This window comes from Providencia sp. PROV156 (genome assembly GCF_028480905.1).
GTDB classification, from domain to species: domain Bacteria; phylum Pseudomonadota; class Gammaproteobacteria; order Enterobacterales; family Enterobacteriaceae; genus Providencia; species Providencia hangzhouensis.
Genome location: NZ_JAMPPE010000006.1, coordinates 154,846 through 179,515, shown reverse-complemented (window position 1 = coordinate 179,515; position 24,670 = coordinate 154,846). Strand labels below are relative to the sequence as shown.

The window sequence follows — 24,670 nt, the reverse complement described above, 5'->3', positions numbered from 1 at the left end:
TCATTTCTTTTTTCTATTTACGCGAAAAAACCCCCGAAATTCAGGTGCTAAAGTAAAAAAAGAAACGAAAAATCACAGAATGCATGTAGTAAACTCTCAATAACTAACTGTATCTAAAGTATTAACACAAATAGCTATAAATGAAAAGAGGAAGTTTCCCTCCTCTTTCCAAGCAAACAATTAAGCTAAAGCGCCTTTCGCTTTTTCAACTAAAGCAGTGAATGCTGCTTTATCGAAAACTGCGATGTCTGCTAAGATCTTACGGTCGATTTCAATTGAAGCTTTTTTCAAGCCATTGATGAAGCGGCTGTAAGACAGACCGTTCTGACGAGCCGCAGCGTTGATACGTGCGATCCACAGTTGACGGAACTGACGTTTACGTTGACGGCGGTCACGGTAAGCGTATTGACCAGCTTTGATTACCGCTTGAAATGCTACGCGGTAAACACGTGAACGTGCACCATAGTAACCTTTCGCTTGCTTCAGAATTTTTTTGTGACGTGCACGGGCGATTACACCACGTTTTGCGCGAGCCATAAGCTATCTCCTATCGTCTTTATCTTATATTAACTAAATTGTTTACTTATGCGTAAGGCAGGCAAGCAACTACCAGACCCAGATCGCCCTTAGATACCATTCCTTTCGGACGTAAATGGCGTTTACGCTTAGTTGACTTTTTAGTCAGGATGTGACGAAGGTTTGCATGCTTACGCTTAAAGCCACCGCCTGCAGTTTTTTTAAAGCGCTTTGCTGCGCCACGTACAGTTTTAATCTTTGGCATTTCTTTTATTTCCAACTTCGCATTGTGATTAACTACGAATTAATTAGGCGAATAACATCTATATTGCTATAAACGAGTATTACTTGCAGGCCTAATTATTTCTTCTTCGGTGCCAGCACCATGATCATCTGACGCCCTTCAATTCTTGAAGGGAAAGACTCCACGGATGCCAGTTCTTCCAGATCAGCTTTGATGCGGTTAAGCATTTCCAGACCGATCTGCTGGTGAGCCATTTCACGACCGCGAAAACGCAGTGTAACTTTAGCTTTATCACCATCTTCCAGAAAGCGAGTCAGGTTGCGTAGTTTGACCTGATAATCACCTTCATCTGTACCAGGGCGGAATTTAATTTCCTTCACCTGAACAACTTTTTGTTTCTTTTTTTGCTCTTTTTGAGATTTGCTCTTCTCATAAAGGAATTTGCCGTAATCCATGATACGACAAACTGGCGGTTCAGCATTTGGGCTGATTTCTACTAGGTCTACACCTGCTTCTTCAGCTTTTTCAAGCGCTTCGCGTGCGCTCATGATGCCTAACTGTTCACCGTCTAAACCCGTTAAACGGACCTCTGGAACACGAATTTCATCATTGATACGATTTGGACGTGTTGTTGGGATTCTTTTTCCGCCTTTAATACTTCATTCCTCCAATTGGATAAAGAGATTTGCTTCTCTCAAGCAAATACACTCGTCACTCAATAGTTACTACTTGACGCGTGTACGATATTCTTTGTTTGTCTTTATGCGCTATGCGCTGACAAAGTGATTCGACCGCGGATTTTAATGCTTCTTGCCGGATTACTCAAGTAAATCTTGCAATAAATCACACTGAACTGTTTGAAAACTTGGATTTTGAGGGAAATTTGTAGCATTGAAGCAATTATTTTTACTCATTAGATAAGACAAATAAAATAGAGAAGCAGCGCCCAAATGAGCGCTGCTCGACTCTAGCAATTACTTCGCTATAACCATACTGGCTTAATTATTTTTTCTTTGGTGCCAATACCATGATCATCTGGCGTCCTTCAATCCTTGATGGGAATGATTCTACTGATGCCAGTTCATCCAGATCGGCTTTGATGCGGTTAAGCACTTCTAAGCCAATCTGTTGGTGAGCCATTTCGCGACCACGGAAACGCAGTGTCACTTTAGCTTTGTCACCATCTTCCAAAAAGCGAATTAAACTACGTAGTTTAACTTGGTAGTCGCCTTCGTCTGTTCCCGGACGGAATTTAATTTCCTTCACTTGAACAACTTTTTGTTTTTTCTTTTGTTCTTTTTGAGATTTGCTTTTCTCATAAAGATATTTACCGTAGTCCATGATACGACAAACTGGTGGCTCAGCATTTGGGCTGATTTCGACTAAGTCGACACCTGCTTCTTCTGCTTTAAAGAGGGCTTCACGCACACTCATTACACCAAGTTGCTCACCGTCTAAACCAGTGACACGGATTTCTGTTGCGCGAATTTCATCATTAATACGATTTGGGCGCGCCGTTGGGAGTTTTTTTCCGCCTTTAATACCTTATTCCTCCATCTGATTGAGTTGACGACTGCGGATCTCTTCAAGCAGTTTTGTCATGAATTCGTTGACATCAAGGCTGCCTAAGTCTTTACCACGACGGGTACGTACAGCAACTTTACCTGATTCAACTTCTTTATCACCACATACTAACATGTAAGGGACGCGACGCAGCGTGTGTTCACGGATCTTAAAGCCGATTTTCTCGTTACGTAAGTCCGCTTTCGCACGAATGCCAACACTTTGCAGCTTGCTTACTAATTCTTGAACATAATCTGCTTGGCTATCAGTAATGTTCATTACAACCACTTGCTGTGGTGCTAACCATGTTGGGAAAAAGCCTGCATACTCTTCTGTTAAGATACCAATAAAGCGTTCTAGTGAACCTAACACTGCACGGTGGATCATAACAGGAACGATACGTTCGTTATTTTCCCCTACATAGGAAGCTGTTAAACGGCCCGGTAAGAAGAAGTCTAACTGGACAGTACCACATTGCCATGCACGGTCAAGGCAGTCGTACAGTGTAAACTCGATTTTCGGACCATAAAATGCGCCTTCACCTGGTTGGTATTCAAACTCAATACCTTTTGATTTCAGTGCATTCGCTAAGTCTTCTTCCGCCCTATCCCACATCTCGTCAGTACCGATACGTTTTTCAGGACGGGTTGATAGTTTTACGACAATCTTTTCGAAACCGAAAGTTGCGTAAACATCATAAATCATTTCAATACAGCTAGTTACTTCGCTTAAGATTTGCTCTTCAGTACAGAAGATATGTGCATCATCTTGAGTAAAGCCACGCACACGCATTAAGCCGTGCAGTGCACCTGATGGCTCATTACGGTGACAGCTACCAAACTCTGCCATACGCAATGGTAAGTCACGGTATGATTTCAAACCTTGGTTGAAAATCTGTACGTGACCTGGGCAGTTCATTGGTTTCACACAATATTCACGGTTTTCAGAAGAAGTCGTAAACATCGCGTCTTTATAGTTATCCCAGTGACCTGTTTTTTCCCACAGCACGCGATCCATCATGAACGGGCCTTTAACTTCTTGATAGTTATAAGCTTTCAGTTTAGTGCGTACAAAAGTTTCCAGCTCACGGAAAATTGTCCAACCGTCATTATGCCAGAATGCCATACCCGGCGCTTCTTCTTGCATATGGTATAAATCTAATTGTTTACCAATTTTACGGTGGTCACGCTTAGCTGCTTCTTCTAAACGTAATAAATAGGCCGCTAATTGTTTTTTATCGGCCCATGCGGTGCCGTAAATACGTTGCAGCATTTTGTTATCGCTGTTACCACGCCAGTATGCGCCAGCCACTTTCTGTAATTTAAAATGGTGGCAAAAACGCATATTCGGTACATGTGGACCACGACACATATCAACATATTCTTCGTGATGATATAAACCAGGGCGGTCATCTTGGCTAATATTTTGATCTAAAATTTCAACTTTATAGTCTTCGCCACGGGCAACGAAAGTTTCACGAGCTTCGCTCCAAGAAACGCGTTTTTTCACCACATCATAATCTGTTTTGGCAAGCTCAAGCATACGCTTTTCAAGCTTTTCCAAGTCTTCCTGCGTCAGCATATGGTCTAAATCGACATCATAGTAAAAACCATTATCGATAGTAGGGCCAATCGCCATTTTCGTGTTTGGCCATAGTTGTTTAATTGCATGACCTAACAGGTGAGCACAAGAGTGACGAATAATTTCGAGTCCGTCTTCATCTTTACTCGTAATAATGGATACATTTGCATCATGTTCAATTATTTCACATGCATCGACACGTTCGCCATTAATTCGTCCTGCAATACAGGCTTTAGCTAAACCTGCGCCGATGTCACGAGCAACATCCATCACAGAAACGGGGTGGTCAAACTGACGCTGACTTCCATCAGGAAGAGTAATAACAGGCATTAAAAAATCCTTATCAGCAGTGGTGACCCACACGAAAGATCACTTGCTTGATTATTCCAAAGTTATAAATCAATACGTTACTAACGATTTCTCACTTCACAATGCAAGACATGTACACAAATATGGGCAATTTAAGTACCCTATTTCGTTACATCGTGAGTAACTCAACTACTAATGATAACACAGACCTATTTTATGGTGATAGCGTAATGCCGCTAATTGTTCTTCTTCATATGAAAAATCAATACCTTCCCGATTAAATGGCAAATAAGTTATCTAATGCAGGAAATAGTTTCTCTTTTTGCTCAAAAAACACGCGATACCAATGGGATCCACTAGGTGCAATTATCTCTTCGCTGATTATCTTATTTTGTTGAAGAGTAATAACCGATTGAATTGATTTCCATAAAGAGTAAATGATGTAGAAAGTGGCTATTAACGAGAGTAATAGTACATAAGTATTATCTAATTTCTCTATTTGCCAAAGTAAATAAATACAAAAGATAATTTGAATTAACGCCCGAATAATAAAGGCAATACTAAAGAATGACTTCGCATGCTGTATCGTTGCAAAACAGGGATTGGAGAGAGTTTGTCTTCTTTCTTGGACTGGAATACCATTCACATATACCATCCAATCAGATGTATCGCTATTTTTTAAGACTATTCCTTTTTCCTTCATTCCATGAATTTTAAATGAGACTACGACAGCCCAAACAACCCCGATGGTAAATAAATAAAGTATAAAACCACTTACCGAAAAAAAAGCAAAAAATACGCTGAACATTATAAAACATGCGAGTTTACTGGAATATATCCAAAATGGCGCCACCTGATAGTTCATGATTATCCTAAATATGTTTTGCGTAAATTCTAAATTTGAAGTGTACAAAACAGATTAAATGATAAAGCGTCTCATTTCCACCAATCTATAACCAACGTCTCGTTTGTTTGCTATATTTTTCCCACTCATTCTTAAATGATGCAGATAAAAAACGTTCTTCCTGTGGGATCGTGTATAAATCAGTAATCAGCCAAAATACTAACCCTGCGACCAAAAAATAAGGAGAATGTGAAAAGAAAGCTAAAGCCAAGCTCATTGATGTAAAAGCTAAATACATTGGATTACGTGAAAATCGGTAAGGCCCGTTAGTCACTAAATGCGTTGCCTTAACCGTAGGATTTGGTGATGTTTTATGTTTATAAAAGTAGTAAAGACTCGTCGCGACCCAACTCACACTCTCCAGTGCAATTAATATACCTAAAATTCCCATCCAACCAGAAAACGTCCAGTCTAAAAGACCTTGCTTGGAAAGAAAATATACAGCGACCCCATTAGCGACTAACCAATTCAATAATGGCAATTTAAATATATTCATTGCGTTACCTGTAAGCCAAAATGATGCTATTAGCATACCATAAATGAATATATAAATTTGAGTGGAGGAACATATAGAGGAGTGATATTAACTACAAAAATAATTAGTTATTGGGAGTTAAGGAAAACACACTCTTTAAACCTTCTAATTTACTATACTCTTGCTGGCAAACTAAATTTCGTACATCACTGGGCATAGAATCAATTCTGGTTTGAATATTGGCAAGTTGTTCATCTAAACTATTCATTCCCTTTACATCAACAATGTCCTGATTCACTTTAAGATAATCAGTAAAACTTTGCAGGTTATCCTCTAGACTATTACAAATATCATTACTGGCTAAACTCTGCGGTAAAATAGCACTGAGCGATGTTGGTAAGACTTGGGATATATTCGGATAAATGCTTTGCTTCCACTGCTGAGGAAAAACGATTAGTAACATGGCGGCAGCCAAAACTAATAGCATCGACGCCCCGGCTAATGTCGCTATAAGTTTTTTCATTCTTTTTCCTATTACTCAAAATTAACTGAAAATAGGATAACCAACTCTGCGTAAAGCTATTTTTAAAACTAAAAATCCTTTGTAAAGAAATCCATAACTCTTTTTAATAAAATTTCATTTCTTCATACGGTTTTTCTTGGCAGCTCTTTAAGCGATGTAATAAGCCGCCTACATGTAATTCTAATTTGTGGCCATCTGGATCAAGAAAGTAAAAAGAATCTCCTTCACTTTTATTTTCTTTCCAGACAATGACATTTGCTTGCATTAGCCTATCAACAACGATAAGAAAGTCTTTCGCATCAACGTTAAAGGCATAGTGTGTGTAATCCGTTTTTTCTGGGGACGAAAATTGGCGAGTTATATCTAATGATAAACATAACCATAAATCGCCACAGGAAATATAGGCGCCCTTTTTCCAACTCGCATGTAACTTCATACCAAGTAGTGATTGATAAAAACCAATACTTTTTTCTAAATCAGTTACAGCTAAAGTTAAATGGTTGATTCCGTTTAACATATTTTTTTACCCTTTACTTGTCTGTCACAGTGAATTCTTTTAATGAATTTACATAAATTATCAGTAAATAACATTGCAGCAGATATACTGTATCCCATATCAACTTAAAGACAACCTGTTACGAAATGCCCTTAACCTTTTTATCCCCCATAAAAAGGTTTTTTTTTGCCTTTAAAAATTGAATACTTTTACCACAATCACTCATCTTGCTGTTATTTAACAAATAAAATAAGTTATTCACAGATGAAAGCCATTGTTATCCACAATTAATGTGAACAACTCTTATTATCTACAAACTAATAAATGATAGTTAATATTAACTCTTACTCATCAGTATGCTAACCACCTCCTACCATAAAATATCTCACTAGATATAAATGCTAACCTACAGATCTATAAGAAATTTTGCTATCATTTGAGATAAGGTATTTTATTCACATTAATCAGGAGCTTGAATCTAACTTCCATGACAAATTTTCTTGAGCTATTTCAAGCCGTTGGTATTGGTCTGGTACTGTTACTTCCTCTCGCCAACCCTTTAACTGCAATTGCAGTCATGTTAAGCATCTCTGCTAATATGACAAAAGAGCAGCGTGACCATCAATCGTTATTGGCCTCTATTTATGTATTCGCAATCATGACAATCGCTTTTTATGCAGGCCAATTAGTCATGAACACATTTGGAATATCAATACCAGGACTGCGAATTGCAGGCGGGCTAATTGTGGCATTTATTGGATTTGGCATGCTGTTTCCTAGCAGTGATGTTGGGGAAGACCCAACCGCCAATGCCCTTGATGATCCAAATGTCCCTAAAAAACGCCAAGAATCACCTAGCATTGCCTTTGTTCCTCTTGCTATGCCAAGTACCGCAGGCCCTGGTACTATTGCTATGATCATCAGCTCCACAGCATCATTACAAGGTAATGTTAGTTTTGCCCCATGGGTTTTAAAAGTCGCCCCTGTAATTACCTTTTTTATTGCAAGTCTCATCGTTTGGATTGGTTTAAGAGGCGCAACTTCTATTATGAGGTGGCTAGGAAATAGCGGTATTGATGCAATCGCACGGGTGATGGGATTTTTATTAATCTGTATGGGAGTGCAATTTGTAATCAACGGAATTGTTGAAATTGTCGCGCAACTCCCACACTTAATGCGTGAATATCAATAAGACATAGCTAATGCATTGTAAGCATTTTTAACTTTCCACAAATAGCGTGGGGCTTGCGGTGCAGGATGTTTTGTTTGTACATGTTGATAAAATTCTTCCGGCGATAAGCTGTTAATCATTGCAATCGCCCTACCCTTATCATTATCAAATGTTCTTAATAACGCTCCAGCCCCGTTCACATAAGCGACAACAGTTGCATAATATAACGTCTGAGGGTGGCTTATTCCAGCAAGGTGCTGTTCCCTTAAAATACGAATATAGGCTGTGCCAATATCAATATTTTTTTGTGGATCTTTTAGGTCACGAGTACTCGGCTCCCCTGGCTTCCCTTGGTAACGGTATGCGTCACGCCCCGCTGTCGAAGCTTTAATCTGCATCAAACCTATTGCGTTGGATTTACTGACAACTTCAGGCCTAAAATTGGATTCGACCTCAATAATAGCCCTAATTAAAGCTTCATCAACACTATAACGAACCGCAGAGTCACGAATAAATTCATCAAAAGGCGTTCTTGGAAATGTCGTATTTTGTGTGGCTATTGGCCCTGTAGGCTCTAACATTCGCTGTTTTGTTACAGGCCTATCTGGCTCGCTTGAACAACCTGCTAGTAGCAGTAGCATAAAAGTACCGCCAATTATTTTTCTCACTGTCGAATCCTCTACGATGGAAGCCGATGGCAGAATAACTAATCCTAAGAAAAATAAAATAATTTTTACTTAACTTTTACTTCAGGACGTGTTTTAGTCGTACAAATAGCCATGGGACTTAGAAGCCTATAATGACGAATAATGCTATTCCACACTGTTTGTATTTATTTTTCACAATTGATATTGATAATCATTATCAGTTGAGATATAAAATATAATTGTTATAAACCTTAACAACTGTATGTTAAAAAACGCTAAACCAATAATGTCAGGGTCACTTTTTATGAAGAAGAACGTATCTCGATTATCTGCACCTTTACTAACCAGTATGTTTGCTTTGGTAGCAGTCATCTTTTTTAGCCAACCTGCTTTTGCTAAAAAGTTTAAAGTCGTAACCACTTTTACCATTATTCAAGATATCGCTCAAAATGTAGCTGGAGATGCAGCAATTGTCGAGTCTATAACGAAGCCTGGTGCGGAAATTCACGGTTATCAACCAACTCCTAAAGATATTATGAAAGCCTATGATGCAGATTTAATCTTATGGAATGGGATGAATTTGGAAGTTTGGTTCCAACGTTTCTTTGAAAATTTCAAAAATGTTCCTGCAGTCGTAGTCACTGAGGGTATTGAGCCAATGCCAATCCGTGAAGGTGAATATAAAGACAATCCAAACCCACATGCATGGATGTCTCCTGCCAATGCTAAAATTTATATTGAAAATATTCGTCAAGCTCTGGTCAAATATGATCCTGAAAATGCAGAAACATATAATGCCAATGCTAAAAAATATGCGCAGCAAATTGCTGAACTTGATGCCCCTTTACGTGAACGTTTAAATCGTATTCCAGAAAATGAACGTTGGTTAGTCTCAAGTGAAGGCGCATTTAGCTATTTAACAAAAGATTACGGCTTTAAAGAAGTGTACTTGTGGCCAATCAATGCAGAAGAGCAAGGCTCTCCTCAACAAGTGAAAAAAGTGATTGATACTGTCCGTAAATACAACATCCCTGTGGTATTCAGTGAAAGTACCATTTCTGATAAACCTGCTCGCCAAGTCAGTAAAGAAACCGGGGCAAAATACGGTGGCGTGTTATATGTTGACTCATTATCAACTGCCGATGGCCCAGTACCAACATATATAGACCTTTTAAATACAACTGTAGACACGATAGCGAAAGGATTTTCACAGTAATATGAATCACTCAAGTCAATTCGAACACCCGAATCTTATCGTCGATGATGCGACTGTGACATATAATAATGGTCACACCGCTATCTATGACGCAAGCTTTACTATCTCTGGTGGCTCTATTTGTGCCTTAGTTGGCGTAAATGGTAGTGGCAAGTCAACGTTATTTAAAACCATTATGGGGCTTGTCACCCCATCTTCTGGCAGTGTGACATTAAATGATCAGCCGATAAAAACCGCGCTTAAAGAAAATGTGATTGCATACGTCCCACAAACAGAAGAAGTTGACTGGAATTTCCCCGTTCTCGTTTCTGATGTTGTGATGATGGGCCGTTACGGCAAAATGGGGTTTTTCCGCATCCCTAAACAAGCCGATAAAGATGCGGTCAAAATGGCATTAGAACGGGTTGACCTTGCAGGCCTTGAACATCGCCAAATAGGCGAACTTTCAGGCGGTCAGAAAAAACGAGTTTTTTTAGCGCGGGCGCTCGCACAAGAAGGCAAAGTTTTACTCCTTGATGAACCCTTTACTGGGGTTGATGTTAAAACTGAAAATGCCATTATTGACCTGCTGCGTAGTTTGCGTGACGAAGGCCATCTAATCCTCGTTTCAACTCATAACTTGGGTAGTGTGCCTGAGTTTTGCGACCACGTTATCTTAATCAATCGCACTGTTTTAGCGAGTGGACCTACAGAAACAACATTTACGCAACGAAACCTGCAGCAAGCTTTCGGCGGTGTATTGCGTCATATTAACCTGTCAGGTCAAGAGCTTCATGACGATGATGACCCTCGCTCTGTCACCGTCATTACCGATGATGAAAGAGCGGCTGTATTCTATGGTCATGACCATGATGCCCCCGTTCGAAAAAACCAAGCTAAGGGTTCCGAATGATTGAGATGTTATTACAGCCCTTTGAATATGATTTTATGATAAAAGCTATTTGGGTCAGCGCCATTGTTGGTGCTGTCTGTGCGTTTTTATCGGCGTATTTGATGTTGAAAGGCTGGTCATTAATGGGAGATGCGCTCTCCCACTCTGTTGTTCCTGGGGTAGCTGGTGCTTATGCTTTAGGTTTGCCCTATGCGGCTGGCGCCTTTTTTACTGGGATCCTCGCGGCACTGGCCATGACATTAATAAAGCATCTAACTCGTTTACGTGAAGATGCTGTCATTGGCTTTATTTTCTCTACTTTTTTCGCAGCAGGTTTGTTGATTGTTTCATTGAACCCAACATCTGTGAATGTACAAAGTATTATTTTTGGTAATATTTTAGGTATTGCGGATTCTGACGTATTACAAGTAGAAATTATTATTGGCATTTCATTCATTGTACTGCTGTGCTTATGGAAAGATTTATTAGCCGTTTTTTTCGATGAAAGCCACGCTCGTTCAATTGGCTTGAACCCATTACGCCTAAAAATTATTTTCTTTACATTATTAAGTGCTTGTACTGTTGCAGCCCTACAAACAGTTGGTGCAATCCTTGTTATCGCAATGGTCGTCACTCCGGGGGCAACCGCCTATTTATTGACCGACCAGTTTAAACGTTTACTCATTATTTCAGTCACAATTGGTACCGTAACCAGTGCTGTTGGTGCTTATATCAGTTATTTCCTCAACGGTGCTACAGGTGGGTTAATTGTTACACTACAAACTATTATTTTCCTGTTGGCATTTTTCTTTGCACCTAAGCACGGTATTTTTGCCTCAAAACGTAATGCAAAAAAGGAAGTAGCTCGGCTGCATCAGTCACACCGACAAGGAGCATCTCATGAGTGATTTCATTGACTTACTGATGGCTCCGTTTGCTTTTCCTTTTATGCAAAAAGCATTGATTACCGCCATTGTTAGTGGGACCGTATGCGCTATCCTTTCTTGCTTTTTAGTATTGAAAGGTTGGTCATTGATGGGTGATGCAATTTCCCATGCCGTTCTGCCGGGGATCATTATTGCTTCTTTACTCGGTATCCCATTGGCGATAGGGGCCTTCGCATCTGGCTTATTCTGCGCTGTCGCGACAGGGTATTTAAAAGAAAATAGTCGGATAAAAGAAGACACCGTCATGGGGATTGTGTTTTCTGGGATGTTTGCTATCGGCTTGGTTATGTTTGCTAAAATAGATACCGAACAACACCTTACACATATTTTATTTGGTGATATTTTAGGGATCACGGATAGCGAGTTTAAGCAAATATTGCTATTTGCAGGGGTCACTATTGCAATTATCTTACTGAAACGTAAAGATTTTATGCTCTATTGTTTTGACCCAAACCAAGCCCGTGTGATTGGCCTCCCCGTCAAGCTGATACATTATGGTTTACTGTCTTTACTTGCATTAACCATTGTCGCTTCACTGCAAGCGGTTGGAATCATTTTAGTTATTGCCATGCTGATCTCACCAGGAATTATTGCATTTGTCCTATGTCGGAGCTTCGGCAAAATGCTCGTCGTCGCTATCATCGCTTCTGTAACATCAAGTGTTATTGGAACCATCTTGAGTTTTCACATTAATGCGACGACTGGGCCAACCATTGTTGTTACGCAGGCGGTTTATTTTGTAATAGCCCTGCTCTATAGCAAGCTAGTACTGGCACGCAAAAGAAGTCAGACCAACCCACAAAGTATGCATACCGCATAATAAATGGCAGATATAACAAAAAAGCTGAATTCACGCATAATGAATTCAGCTTTTTTATTTTCAATAACACCCTAGCTATGCAACAAGATCTTTTTTAGTAACTTAAGCATCTGCATTAATTAGCTATCTGCTGCGTGTTTTTAACTGGTTCACCGCAATATTACGACGTTGCTCTTCAGATTGGGTTTCATGCACTTTCATTTCCCCACTTCCCGCTGGTAACGCCTGCTCAACAACAAGTTCCGCATCCGTCTGAGCAATAATATCTTGTAATTGTTGGTGCTGATTACACCAAATTGCATCAACATCCTGGTCTCGAGAATTATCCCGCTCTGCAGAAAAAGCCACTGTACGCGCTTGAAAACGAGCTTGTTTTCCACCTAATTCTAGTCCATACCCCGGCGTGGCAGGATGTGTGACGACCACTTTGCCATCATCCAGCCATGCTTTAACATCAGTATCTTGAACTTGATAACCGAGTTTCCCTAACCCTTCTAATACCGTTTTCCTTTGTGCAGTGGCAACAACCTGTTGTTCTGCAGTATTTACGGCATTATTCAGCTTATCTATCCATGCAGTTAACACTTCTATCGAGCTTGATTGTATACTCGCTAACGCATTCGAAATCATTGCTTCATTTTCATTACTCGCAAAAATAGCCAATTCATCACAAAGTTGTTCAATTTTATCGATAAGTTCAATTCGTTGCTGACTTAACTTCAATTGTTCTGCCAATGTCATGATCAATGAATCGGCACGTAAATGGCGCTGTGTGCCTTCTTTAAATTCTTGAAGCTCAAGCAGTTGTTGTTCCGCACGCTGAGCTTCATCAGAAGAAGCGATTAATTTCAGTTTTTCAATCATCAATAGTAGCTGTTCACGTTGCTTGGCAAACGGCGTTTGAGGTAAGCCTGATTGCCAAAATTGCTTCACGCCTTCAGATTGTGCTTTTAGCTGGCTCAATAATGCCGCTGCCGATGGTGTTAGTGAAGTTGATTGTGAACTCAATAAAGCTAATACTTTAAAAATTAATTTATTAGATTGGCTTTCATCCAATTCACTAGCCGAAATTAATTGCGTAAGAAGTTCGGTCTCATTTGGCAGTTTTTCATGTACCAGTGCGATTAATTCAGCCAAATTATGTTCTCTGTACTTTTTTGTTCGGGCTAATAACGCTTGTTTTTCAAGTTGTTGCTCACGAACTTCCTGTACTTCGTTATTCAGTGTCCCAGTAAACTCAACCAATTGGTTATTTAATAAACTTAAATTGCGTGCTGACAATGTGGCAACCAGTGCCTCATTTTCCATTAACTGCTGGTATGCTTGTTTGATTTGTGCAATACGCGGCTGATGATATTGGCTGCGGTTTGCCAATGCATTCCACTGTTTAAATCGACGTTTAACTACCGCAAGCTGACGCCGACACTGAATTTCATTCATTTCCCTAACAGTTATACGATGAACCGATGAACTCATAACGCACCTTCTTGCGGATTTTGGCTCTCTATTTGAGAGAGGGATGAGGTTAATAAAGCCTGAGAAATGGCATCATGCAGTTGTTGCTGCGCCAAATCACGATTTTGATACCATTCGATAATAGAAACCCGGTAGCGTGCTGGTATCACTCGTGCCAGAACAGCACTGCGCCATAGCTCCCTAGAACGCGCTGTTTTTAATAGTGGGTGTGATGGTATGTCGCATTCAATACCGATGAGCAAACGGCCACTGGTTCGGTCCTCAACAATGCCATCAAAATGGAATACCCCATTTTGGCTTGCGGTGGTCACCTGCCAGCCACTTTGTCGAATAAAACTCATTACCGAATCGACAAACGCATTTTGCGGGAGCGTTTCGTTATCAACCGCTGACTGTGTATGACACATGCGACTAAGTAATTTTTTATTTTCTTTTTGCATTAATGAGTTACACGCATTTAACGCATAAGCCAGATAACCTTGTAAATAATCTCTTGGAATTTCCGGTTTGCGGTAAGTGGCTAGTAAATCAGAAATTTCATCTATTGGCATTGATGACATTATTACGACTTGCTGACGAGCACGAGTGATGGCGACATTTAAACGCCGTTCACCACCAGTTTGCCCTAATACCCCGAAGTTACGCCTGAATGTCCCCTGCGCATTGCGACCAAATGTGGTAGAAAATAAAATCACATCGCGTTCATCACCTTGCACATTTTCCACATTTTTCACAAAAAATGACATATCTTCGTCATTGTGAGTGCGTTGGTTTTCCTGCGTATACGCCTGAAGAAAATCTTCATCCTGTGCTGCACGTAATTGAATTATTTGATTAATTAATGTTGCTTGCTTTTGGTTAAACGTGACTACCCCCACAGAGGGTCGTTGTTCGAAAGGCCGTTGCCACATTGAAGCTAAATGATCCACGATAGCGACTGCTTCAGCTTCATTGCTTTGGTTAACATATGTACCATTGACTTGAATAAACTGTAATGGCTTAATTTTGCTGACCATTTTAGAAGAAAACTGCGCTGGAATATTAAGCCTATTTTCGTAGAAAGCAAAATTGGAGAAATTAATCAGCTCTCGATAAGCAGAACGGTAATGAATATCCAATGTATGAATAGGCAATACTGTACGTGCTAAATGTAATAAATCAGGGCAATCACTAATTTGCCGGTAATCCCATTGCTCTCCTGCCAATTCTTGTTGGTCATCGTCTTCTTCATCAATATCGTCTTCAATTTGCTTGCCTGTGAAAAATTTTGAAGGTGGCATTTGCTTTTCATCGCCACTTACAATGGCCTGTTTGGCTCTAAATAAAGTCGATAAGGCAAATTCAATCGGCATCTGTGAAGCTTCATCATAAATCACACTGTCAAACATGGCACCTTCAAGAGGGAGCACCTGGCTCGCTACATCGGGTGTCATCAACCAAACCGGCCGTAGTTGCATTAACCCAATATCTCGACCTTCTTGTATAAATTCCCTTAAACGTCGCGCTCTTGGTCCTGCTAAACGAGTAATTTCTTCCCATTCTCGGCGGTTCCCTAACGTTTTGATATCTATATTGGCCGTCAATGCCAATTTATTGAATTGTTGTAATTGTTTTTGAGCGTTTTCTAGCTCGGCTAGGTCCGACATCAGCTGGCCGTGATTAGTATTTAATGCAGGCAATGTTGCCAGCAATTGAGCTTTAGTAAACAGACAGAAATAATAGTTAATTGTTTGAATTAATTGATCTCTCCATTGCGTTGTGCCCCCTTCAGTTGCGATAAGTTGTCCAATAGCCGGTTTTAATAGCGTTAAGATCCCCCAATGCTGCTCGGTAAAATGTTGTGTTTCTTCCCGAAACGATTGGTAACGCTGTAAATTTTCTTTCTGTTGCGCTATCAGCACCAGTTCAGTCGTATTTGACTCACCGTTTACGATGGCCATCTTAAACCGTTCAACGGTTTCTGATGAAAATACACTATCTAGCCGACTTAATTGGTTTAAGCTTTCCGTTTTTGCACGTAACTTAGCTATTGCCGCCCTGACTTCATGACATTGATGGATAAACCCGGCTTTTTGTTGCTGAGTAATCGCGTCTATAAAATGCAAAGGTTCAGGGTACTGAGTGAGAAGCTCAGCCATATCTGCCACTCGTTTTAATTGCATGACCAACGGTTGCAATGTGCTACGCCACTGGTGGTTTGGCTGAAGCTCAAGGCCAAGCTGTTGATATAATGGTTGTAATTCCCTTTCAAGTAAACGCCATTGTTGTTCAACGGCGATGGTATTAAGCACTGAAGTCTGTTTTTCAGTCGTAGGCGCTAAGCCACTAGCCGCCATAAATGACTGCAATTGGTTTTGCCGACGGTAGTAATACGGGTTCAAGAAACGTAACCATGACCCTTGCATTGTTTCCATCAATGCTCGCGATAATTGGGAAAGATGGTCATTATCAATCCCCCTAAACACAGGGAATAATAACGGGTCGATATTTTCTTCATTAATCGATAATAAACGCTGATACAACAGCTCAAGTTGGTTAATAACTAAATTTCCCGTTTCACTGCTAAATAGCGTTAACCAACGGGAGAAATCCTGCCATTGTTCAGCCGTTAATTGGCTAAATTGTGCTTCATGCTGTGATAACCATTGCTCATGAGTCGATAATTGAGTCAACGTAATTTGCTGATATGGCGTTTTATAAGCTTCATCACGTTGCTTTTCAGTATCGATCAATCCCATAATAGATTGATTAAACAATAAATATTGAGGGTCATTCACCGTAAACTGCGATAAGGCTTTTAGTGCATTATTTTCATAATCCAATTGCCACCAAGTATACGCATGTGACTTCAAATCATCCGTTAGTTGCTCAATCGTATGGCTATCAAATTGCGCTAATAAAGGCTTAATGTGCTGTTCATCAATATCAAAATGAGGAAGCTTTTCAAGTTCAATCAATTGGCTTAATACTTGTTTATAAGAAACTTGAAACTTTTCGTCGATATTATTGAGTGAGTGAAAATACCTATCTATTTTTTGTTCAAATAGCTGAACGCGATTTACAAGATGAATTCTCTCTCCCTGCCAATCAAGCTCAACGAGCTGGCTTTTTTCTTGTCCCCAAAGTTGCTCAATTTGTTCTCTCACCGCCAAAATAATCTCACGGCCTTTTTGGCTTTGGCTGATATATAGTGCTCTATCCCCTAATCCATTAGCAATCAAACGCTTATAGACTACTTCTAGTGCAGCAGGTTTTTGACACACCACTAAAACGGTTTGCTGACGCCCTATCGCATCTGCAATCAAACTCACGATGGTTTGGCTTTTCCCTGTCCCTGGCGGCCCCTCAATCAGCAGCCCCGTGTTAGCTTGTGCAGCTTGAACAACTTGTTCTTGTGATGGGTCTGCCAATGACAATGCATACTGATTAAGTAAATTATCTGGCTGTGTTTCACTCGTGCTATTGAGCGGTGAGACTTTTAGCATTGTCGCTAAGGCTGTTTGGGAAATAGGTAGCCCAGCAATTTGCTGTAAATCGCTACTCATCGCCTGTCCAATAAACGAGGTATGGAAGAGTACCGCTGAACAACAGATTTGTGCACTATTCTCTGCAATTGGAGTAGTGATCGACGGAAGTGGCGCGAGTTCTGTACCTTGTATCGGTAATAAAGACGTAAGTGTCTCCATCATATCTTCAATGGTTAAACCTGCTTTAGATAATAAATTATCTAATATTGTTTGCCACTCACTCACCGGAGGTATACTCGCAAAGCTTGCCAGTGCTGGATTTAAGCGTATTGCCGCCCTCTCATGATCAAAACTAAGCTGTATAGGGCTGTTTTGAGCTAAAGAAGTCCGTAATGAAACGGGCCATAAAAATAAAGGTGCTATTCGCGGTTTAATTTGATTCGGCTGTGTGTGCAATAATAAGAATGGGAAACCAAGGTACATGCCATCAATACCTGTATCCCGTTGATATAACTGCGTATCTGATTGTAGGATCCGTAATCGGCCATTGACGCCTTTATGCTGTAATAGCAAATCACTATCAATGGTAACCGTGCTTTTTTTGCGGTTCAATAAATGTTCAAGTAATGCACTTGCAGGGCGAACGGGACTATCGCATTCCATTAAATCGACTCGCCCAGTATTTTGCGTTAAACGCATACGAACCAGGTTTCCACGTTGTGTCACTGACGTGAGCTTTTGTGTAAAAAACCTTAGAACTTCAAGAACATATTTTTGTGATTCGGGTACTTGCCAGTGTTCGAATGGAATAGCCAGCAATACGAGAATTTTGACTAACGGCAAGCGACGCATTAATAAAAAGTCATCAACCCAACCATCTAATTCAGGGATCCCTATACGTTTGAAATCACTGACTCGGTGGTTAATGAGCTGGTATAGTTCCCCTCTTGGTAACAAAAGTTGGTTTTTGGCTATTTCGCTATCAAAATTGTGGATATCATTGTGTTTTGCTAATTCAAAAGATTGCTCGACTAATGCAGTCAGTGAAACAAATTGCCCAATATCGGCACTTAGCAATAAAATATAATCAATTTCTTGCAGATTTTGTCTATCTAATAAGGCTTGTAGGCTTTCATTATGTGAGTCAGGAAATTGGCTATGCAGTAATTCCCAACGCGCAGCGAGCTGGCTTATTGACGTGATTAACAAATACAGTTTCAAGCTTTCTTCATTGAGTAATATATTCAACTGTTCAGCACGTTGGCGTACTAAACATTGGCGGTGGTAGAGCTGCACTAACCAATGTTGTGGGTCGATATTCTGAATATGTTGAGTTAATGGCTCACTAATTAGTGCGTAAGCAAGAATAGGCTGTTCTAATAACCAAGCTGGTGTGATGATTTCACCACGGTAAATAAATGGCATATTCGGGTTTAGGATTTTTAAAGCTAAAGTGAGTTTAATATCTTGATTAATTTCACTTTGTAAGGCTCCATCTAGCGTTTTTGGACTATCTAAAAAAGCCTGAAGTTGTTTGAGTTGTTCCTGACTATTATCAAACTTTGCTAACCACGACGTTAATTCCCCGCGTAGCAAAAATTGGACTGCACCATCCCAATGAGCTTGTTCACCAGCAACCATGGCAAAAGTATCTGGCTGAGAAAATTGCTGACCGGCAAACTGGACTTGATGGTATTGAGTTGGCGAGCCTGCTATCGCACTTTGCGGTGCTTGGACCGCTTTCCCCTCTAGCCATGCTAACACCTGCGGCCATTGCCAACGTAAAAAACGATCCCGGCACAATAACCCGCGCAATAATAGTTGTAAGTTGGGGTCTAAATCATCAGGAAAATCAACGCCATTAGTCATGACTTGGATTAAGAACGCATTATCATGAACTTGAGCAAAACACTGCCCTTGGGTCAGTTGTTCTAATAAAATAACCCCAAGACTCCACCAGTCTGATGCGGCGCTCACACCGCCTGCTAAGGTTTCTGGTGCGCTATAACGGGAAATATCTAAGGGTGTTACGATATCAAGGTCAAATTCAGACAAACTCGCAGAGCCATATTCAATTACCACAATATCTAAAGGCTCACGGCTGCGGATCAACAAATTAGCGGGACATAGATTGCGATGACGTAAGCCATGCTCAGTAAATGCCGCTATCGCTTGCCCCATTTCTTCAACCAATTTGGGAATTTCATGTAACTGCCAAAATTCCCCTTGCTGAATAAATTGGCTCAATGAGCCACCTTCCAATAATTCAGTCACATGCCAAGCGCGGTTTTCCCAGCGTCCCGTTTCATAAAATTCAGGCACATGCTCTGTTGGGATCAATTGAAGTACTTGATAAATCGTAGGATCAGGTTCTTCACCTTTTTGATATAAGGTAAGCACACCATTTTTGTCGTTTTCAATATGTGTGACTAAATAACGTTCACGTGGGCTATCGTTTTGGTTAATACGTCGTTCAAGCCGCCAATTGCCAATCAGTCGTTGAGATTGCTCCTCAATATTGCTTAGTTCAAGAGCTGCATCCGCCCCACACTCAAGGCAGATAAAATCCCCCTCATCCATGGAATGCCCATTCACACAAACTCTTTGTTCAATAATTTGGTTATTTTGATTATTCTCATCAATACTGAGTTTTGGGCTCTCAATCGAGGTATTGTGCTCATCAATGGGACGCCAACCCGTTTCATGAATAGCTTCAAGGGTTAAATCCCAACCACAAAACTGATTATCTCCTTGTGGTGTTTTAATTTGCCCAGCACAAAAAATTTCAGTTAACGGTCGCTCTGTTTGGCAATGTGGGCAAAAACGTATCATGGTCATCCATTCATCCAATTAATTATTTTTTTAGTTGTCGCAAGGATTGATCTTGCTGTTCAATCAAGGTCCGCAAACGCAACATATCGTTACGTTCAGGAACCCCCGCCAAAAATAGCCGCCCTGTTTCATCAAACGCTAAATCCAGTACTTTATCTTCTGGTGTTATCGAGCGCTGATATGCCATAAATCGCGCTTTTCCTAATGGCGTTAACATATGCAATTGCTGATTATCACTGCCTTTGAGCATCTGGGTTTGCGGAAGATCCACAATAAATGGCTCACTAATTAAGGCATCAATATTGGGAACCATTTGTAAAACACGCTCTTCAATGTGTTCCCATTGATAACCGCTATAGACCAAAATATCCGCATCTTTTAGCTGTTTAATCCCTTTCACTAATGCGGATAAGGCTTCAGGCTGTTCAAACGGTTCTCCCCCTGAAATCGTGATGCCATCTGCGAATGGTAACCACTCCGTTATCTGGTCCAGTAATTGTTTCACCGTGATGCTATTGTCTTTCACTTGCCATGTATCAGGAGAAAGACAGCCTTTACAACGTAATGAGCATCCCTGAAACCAGATACCAATACGTTTTCCGGGGCCTAGAGCCGTAATTGGAAAATGAATTCGTGAAATATTAACATTCAGCACATCAATTACTCATCGCTGCTAACGTGATTTGCGTTGTTTCACCTGTGGCAATTTCGACAATTTGATAAGCCGAATTAGGTTGTAAATCTTGGTCGAAAACAGCGCGAGATAATGGGTTAATTAAATAGCTTTCTAATTGGTTACGTATACCTCGACCGCCATTAGATAAATCAGCTAAGCAATGTTGTTTTAACGTTTCTTTGGCTTGTGGTGAAATTGAAATAGTCAGTGATTGCTTTTCCAAACCAGAAAGAATATTTCCCACCATTTGTTCGAATATTTGTTGTGCCACATCGGGGCGAATAAAATCAAAAACAATAATGTTTTCCCCAATTCGGTTGAGCAGCTCTGGTCTATTTAACACTAATTTAAAGTGACGTTCGATTTCACTTTTCACATTACGCGTCACCGTTTCGAAAGGCTCACTCGGCTGGACATTCGCTACCCGCTCACCATTTGCATCCAAACGATAAATGCCAAGATTTGACGTAAAAATAATCAACGACTCTGAAAAATAAACGCGATCACCACGTCCTGAGGTCAATACACCATCATCAATAATTTGTAGAAATTTATCCATTAAATGAGGGTGTGCTTTTTCTATCTCATCAAACAACACCACACTAAACGGCTTTTCACGAATGGCATTCGTCAATTCACCACCAGAATCATAACCGACATAGCCAGGAGGAGCGCCAATTAAACGTTGGTCTGCATGTTCTGCACTAAATTCAGACATATCAAAGCGAATATACGCACTTTCATCACCAAATAGCAATTGAGTGACCGTTTTCGCCAGTTCCGTTTTCCCGACACCCGTTGGTCCCGCTAGAAACAAAACGCCTCGAGGTCGCCCACCTTTATGCCCCCCCACTCCGGTCATTGCACGTTTAATAATGTCCAATAAATGAGTGACGGCATGTTGTTGTCCTTTAACTCGGCGAGAAATAATCTCTGGTGCGTTATGTATTTTCTGCTTATCAATTTTTTTCCAAGGGTCTTCCGTTATGCCTACTTTATAACGTCGTACCGCATCACTAATACGTGTCACAGGGACATTTTCAATCCGTGCGAGCTGCACTATCGCCGTTAAGTCCAGTAACAAGAGCCCTTCTGTTTCATCAATAAAGTCATTAAATAAGCTGTCTTTATCCGCTTGTTCTATGCTATTAACATCAGATAATGAAGCTAACAACATTGGCGTAAGAACCCGACGAACTTGGCTGTCAGGCTTCGCAACAGGAATGGCTCTCACTCGTGGGTTATTAACTAAAAACCAATCAGGTAAATCGGTTTCTTTCTCCACAATCCAAAAAATAGAATTGTAGAACGGCTGGTTATTTTCCCCTGCTGGTCGCGTTTTTGCTTGGTGAGAAACCACCAGAGCCCGAGTAAATAAGCTGTGCTCAGCGGGAGTCAGGTTATCGCGATGGGAAATCAAGCAAGAGGCGAAATCAATACATAATGCAATTGGCTGCTGCTTATAGTTAATAAATTTTTCCAGCAAATGATTCAACATATCAATACCACCAGCGGCTTTATCATCAGCCATATGCAAACCTAAGTTTTGCATCAATGTGGCACTCGCTTGCGAGTTTTCTGTGGGGCTCGCCACGCATTGAAAACCAATCAGTGGTGTATAGGTAATAACATAGGCATACCCTGCCTGAAACAAGTTATTAAAGAGTGCTTGATTAAATGGCAGCGGTGTCACTACCCTAGGCGCAATTTCGCTGGCTTGTAGGTCTCGAACATTGCCAAATAGAACAAACTGACTTTTCAGTGGAATAAATCGCAGTAAGTCTCTTAACCAGCGCGGTTTTTGAAAATCCATGTTCATAGCACCCCTTGAGTATGAAAGTATTCTTTGCAGTTTACCTGAAATCACTAGCAAATGGCGTCAAGATCTTGAACTCATACCGTATTATCTGAACATTCTCATTTAGATAGAAATAGGCTAAATTTAAAGCAGAACAGATTTGTGTTTATTGTCTGATAATTGTTCAATAATTTCGTGATAGCTTCTTCTTTTTAAACAATTATCACTGTTAATTCCTAAACTGTCGCTATAGTATTGTATTAATGAAGACCAAAGCAGAGCGAGGTGAGTCATGTGGCAAGCAATGTGTCGTTTATTAAGTGAACACTTAGGTGAGGCGGAGCTACGTAACAAAGTCATTCTGTCTGGTGGTGATATTCACCATACGTTAAGAATTGACTATGGCGAACACACCGTGTTCATTAAACAAAATCGGCGTGAGTTTTTGCCTTTATTTAAACAAGAGGCAGAGCAACTTGAAATGCTCGCTAAAAGTCAAACGATAACCGTTCCTAAGGTTTACGGTGTTGGTAGTAATAAGCACCACAGTTTCCTTCTGCTCGAGTACTTCCCTCTTAAGCCTTTCGACAACACCAATGCATGGCATTTTGGCCAACAATTAGCGCGTTTGCATCAATGGGAAGAGCAGCCTAGCTACGGGTTTGATTTTGATACTATGCTAAGCACAATTGTGCAACCTAATGGCTGGGAAAAGCGTTGGAATTCATTTTTTGCAGAAAAGCGTATTGGCTTGCAATTACAACTCGCTTCCGAAAAAGGAATGGTATTTGCTGATATTCAGCAAATTGTCGATATTGTTAAGGAGAAACTTGCTGGGCATCAGCCACAGCCCTCTTTATTACATGGTGACTTATGGCCAGCTAACTGTGCTATCACTCAAAATCTTGAAGGTGTGTTATATGACCCCGCATGTTATTGGGGTGATAGGGAATGTGATATTGCGATGTTGCCATTATATCAAGATCTTCCGATCCAAATTATTGATGGCTACCAAAGCGTTTGGCCGCTTCCCAATGGCTTTTTAGATAGACAGCCAATATATCAGCTCTATTATCTACTCAACCAAGCTCATATCTTTGGTAACGAACAAAGCTACCAGCAAGCACGCACGATTATTGATGATCTACTCAACGAAAAATAAGCTCCTGTTTTTAGCATTTAGCACGACAAATAATTAATTTTCTAAATAATTCGCGTTATGAGTAGGCGGCAAGTGCAGATATCTCGGGGAGCATACACAAGTATGTGACCCAAATAGCCGAAAGAAGACAACACAGCTACAGTTCGAAGTATGACGAAAATTTGGGGAGCATACACAAGTATGTGACCCAAATAGCCGAAAGAAGCCAACATTGCTACAGCTCGAAGTATGACGAAAATTCGAAAATTACCAATTAAGGAAACGCAGAAGAAAATACAACGCTAGCCCCAATACAATTGGCCAAAAATAAAGAAGAAAAAATTGAGTGAATATTGTATGACGTGGAATAGTCACCTTAGCTTCAAGCTCTTCTTTTGAGATGTCTATCCCTTTTGCTTTTTCTATGATCACGTGGTCTTCTAAACTTTCACGAATAAACTTAATTTGCCGGTACATACGCAAACCTGATGCACTAAGCGCCAGTCCAACAAAAATAAAAATAAAGATGATGATAAAGCTGATATTACTACCGGAAAACCCATTAGCAACTTGAGGTACTGGTGAGTTATTCCAAAAGAAATTTAGGAATGGTGTACTTTGACGGGTCATTTCCGCCATTAATTTAATAAAATCATTAGCGACTGCATTAATCCCTTCTCCTGCGAGCCCCTTCATGCCTGCCAGTTTAATTAAAGACGACAATGTCGAAATTAATGCTAACAGAAAAACAACCCAACCCAGAATACGTTTGCCGATTGCGACATAATTGGCATTATGGTAATTCATTACTGCTTTTCCTCAGCGTTATGATTTTTGATAAATTTTTACAATGATTATTCAACGCTAATCATAGCTGAAAATATTCATTGCCTCCAAATCTCAATTCACGATTAATAATAATATATAGACTTTCAGACTAATCAAAATAGTGAGGCTATTCATTACCATTATACTTTTACTTCATACTGTCCGAATA

Annotated in this window: 22 protein-coding genes and 1 other annotated feature (1 of these 23 cut by a window edge); of the genes, 6 read left to right on the top strand and 16 right to left on the bottom strand. The window is 40.3% G+C overall.

From position 1 onward, the window contains the following. Positions 1–91, bottom strand: a sequence feature (Phe leader region); it reaches 39 nt to the left of the window's first position. The 10 genes from pheM to fos all read right to left on the bottom strand — a co-directional run bounded on the left by pheM (position 41) and on the right by fos (position 6,632). Further along, entirely contained in the window at positions 41–85 is a 45-nt protein-coding gene (gene pheM / locus PSF31_RS21090; protein ID WP_136134757.1) for a pheST operon leader peptide PheM, read from the bottom strand. (Overlaps the previous feature by 45 nt.) A gap of 89 nt (positions 92–180) precedes the next feature. Beyond that, complete coding sequence (gene rplT / locus PSF31_RS06490) at positions 181–537, bottom strand: 50S ribosomal protein L20 (protein ID WP_004263714.1); 357 nt, start codon at positions 535–537, stop codon at positions 181–183. Positions 538–583: 46 nt separating this feature from the next. Then, positions 584–781, bottom strand: coding sequence for a 50S ribosomal protein L35 (gene rpmI / locus PSF31_RS06485; RefSeq protein WP_004263702.1), 198 nt, complete (start codon positions 779–781; stop codon positions 584–586). Between the two features lie 95 nt (positions 782–876). After that, on the bottom strand, positions 877–1,416 hold the full coding sequence (infC, locus tag PSF31_RS06480; protein ID WP_071524539.1) for a translation initiation factor IF-3: 540 nt from the start codon (positions 1,414–1,416) through the stop codon (positions 877–879). A 346-nt stretch (positions 1,417–1,762) separates the two neighbouring features. After that, complete coding sequence (infC, locus tag PSF31_RS06475) at positions 1,763–2,302, bottom strand: translation initiation factor IF-3 (RefSeq protein ID WP_096863952.1); 540 nt, start codon at positions 2,300–2,302, stop codon at positions 1,763–1,765. Between the two features lie 3 nt (positions 2,303–2,305). Further along, a complete protein-coding gene (gene thrS / locus PSF31_RS06470) occupies positions 2,306–4,234 on the bottom strand; it encodes a threonine--tRNA ligase (RefSeq protein ID WP_004910357.1) in 1,929 nt (642 codons plus the stop codon). Positions 4,235–4,490: 256 nt separating this feature from the next. Continuing rightward, positions 4,491–5,078, bottom strand: a complete 588-nt coding sequence (locus PSF31_RS06465) for a hypothetical protein (RefSeq protein ID WP_096863951.1) — start codon at positions 5,076–5,078, stop codon at positions 4,491–4,493. An 85-nt stretch (positions 5,079–5,163) separates the two neighbouring features. Further along, the gene (locus tag PSF31_RS06460; RefSeq protein ID WP_096863950.1) at positions 5,164–5,613 is read right to left on the bottom strand and encodes a methyltransferase family protein; all 450 of its coding nucleotides are present in this window, start codon (positions 5,611–5,613) and stop codon (positions 5,164–5,166) included. A gap of 103 nt (positions 5,614–5,716) precedes the next feature. Further along, a complete protein-coding gene (locus PSF31_RS06455) occupies positions 5,717–6,115 on the bottom strand; it encodes a hypothetical protein (protein WP_094961745.1) in 399 nt (132 codons plus the stop codon). Positions 6,116–6,218: 103 nt separating this feature from the next. Then, positions 6,219–6,632, bottom strand: coding sequence for a fosfomycin resistance glutathione transferase (fos, locus tag PSF31_RS06450; protein ID WP_096863949.1), 414 nt, complete (start codon positions 6,630–6,632; stop codon positions 6,219–6,221). A 466-nt stretch (positions 6,633–7,098) separates the two neighbouring features. On the opposite strand from fos, the gene PSF31_RS06445 reads away from it, so the two are divergent. Next, on the top strand, positions 7,099–7,803 hold the full coding sequence (locus PSF31_RS06445) for a MarC family NAAT transporter (RefSeq protein ID WP_004263665.1): 705 nt from the start codon (positions 7,099–7,101) through the stop codon (positions 7,801–7,803). Here PSF31_RS06445 and PSF31_RS06440 read toward each other — a convergent pair. Continuing rightward, entirely contained in the window at positions 7,797–8,423 is a 627-nt protein-coding gene (locus tag PSF31_RS06440) for a transglycosylase SLT domain-containing protein (protein ID WP_153673696.1), read from the bottom strand. The genes PSF31_RS06445 and PSF31_RS06440 overlap by 7 nt on opposite strands. 310 nt (positions 8,424–8,733) lie before the next feature. On the opposite strand from PSF31_RS06440, the gene PSF31_RS06435 reads away from it, so the two are divergent. Genes PSF31_RS06435 through PSF31_RS06420 form a run of 4 tightly spaced genes read left to right on the top strand, consistent with a single transcriptional unit; the run spans position 8,734 to position 12,283 of the window. Next, positions 8,734–9,645, top strand: coding sequence for a metal ABC transporter substrate-binding protein (locus PSF31_RS06435; protein WP_036958656.1), 912 nt, complete (start codon positions 8,734–8,736; stop codon positions 9,643–9,645). Between the two features lies 1 nt (position 9,646). Then, the gene (locus PSF31_RS06430) at positions 9,647–10,537 is read left to right on the top strand and encodes a manganese/iron ABC transporter ATP-binding protein (RefSeq protein ID WP_109911242.1); all 891 of its coding nucleotides are present in this window, start codon (positions 9,647–9,649) and stop codon (positions 10,535–10,537) included. Further along, positions 10,534–11,424 carry a metal ABC transporter permease gene (locus PSF31_RS06425; RefSeq protein ID WP_004263652.1) on the top strand — a complete coding sequence of 297 codons (891 nt, stop codon included), beginning with the start codon at positions 10,534–10,536 and terminating at the stop codon, positions 11,422–11,424. The genes PSF31_RS06430 and PSF31_RS06425 overlap by 4 nt, the downstream gene beginning before the upstream one ends. Beyond that, the gene (locus PSF31_RS06420; protein WP_096863947.1) at positions 11,417–12,283 is read left to right on the top strand and encodes a metal ABC transporter permease; all 867 of its coding nucleotides are present in this window, start codon (positions 11,417–11,419) and stop codon (positions 12,281–12,283) included. The genes PSF31_RS06425 and PSF31_RS06420 overlap by 8 nt, the downstream gene beginning before the upstream one ends. A 123-nt stretch (positions 12,284–12,406) precedes the next feature. Here the strand turns inward: PSF31_RS06420 and PSF31_RS06415 are convergent, their stop codons facing one another. The 4 genes from PSF31_RS06415 to PSF31_RS06400 are packed head-to-tail and all read right to left on the bottom strand — an operon-like array spanning position 12,407 to position 22,553. Further along, positions 12,407–13,759, bottom strand: a complete 1,353-nt coding sequence (locus tag PSF31_RS06415; protein ID WP_096863946.1) for a hypothetical protein — start codon at positions 13,757–13,759, stop codon at positions 12,407–12,409. Further along, a complete protein-coding gene (locus PSF31_RS06410; RefSeq protein WP_272683181.1) occupies positions 13,756–20,064 on the bottom strand; it encodes a protein kinase domain-containing protein in 6,309 nt (2,102 codons plus the stop codon). The genes PSF31_RS06415 and PSF31_RS06410 overlap by 4 nt, the downstream gene beginning before the upstream one ends. Before the next feature lie 16 nt (positions 20,065–20,080). Beyond that, the gene (locus tag PSF31_RS06405; RefSeq protein WP_197739774.1) at positions 20,081–20,713 is read right to left on the bottom strand and encodes a 4Fe-4S single cluster domain-containing protein; all 633 of its coding nucleotides are present in this window, start codon (positions 20,711–20,713) and stop codon (positions 20,081–20,083) included. Between the two features lies 1 nt (position 20,714). Then, positions 20,715–22,553, bottom strand: coding sequence for an AAA family ATPase (locus tag PSF31_RS06400; protein ID WP_004263645.1), 1,839 nt, complete (start codon positions 22,551–22,553; stop codon positions 20,715–20,717). Between the two features lie 271 nt (positions 22,554–22,824). Between PSF31_RS06400 and PSF31_RS06395 the strand changes: the two genes are divergently transcribed. After that, positions 22,825–23,694 carry a fructosamine kinase family protein gene (locus PSF31_RS06395; protein WP_096863944.1) on the top strand — a complete coding sequence of 290 codons (870 nt, stop codon included), beginning with the start codon at positions 22,825–22,827 and terminating at the stop codon, positions 23,692–23,694. A 246-nt stretch (positions 23,695–23,940) separates the two neighbouring features. On the opposite strand, the gene PSF31_RS06390 is transcribed toward PSF31_RS06395, so the two are convergent. After that, a complete protein-coding gene (locus PSF31_RS06390; RefSeq protein WP_096863943.1) occupies positions 23,941–24,480 on the bottom strand; it encodes a YniB family protein in 540 nt (179 codons plus the stop codon). Between the last annotated feature and the right edge of the window lie 190 nt (positions 24,481–24,670).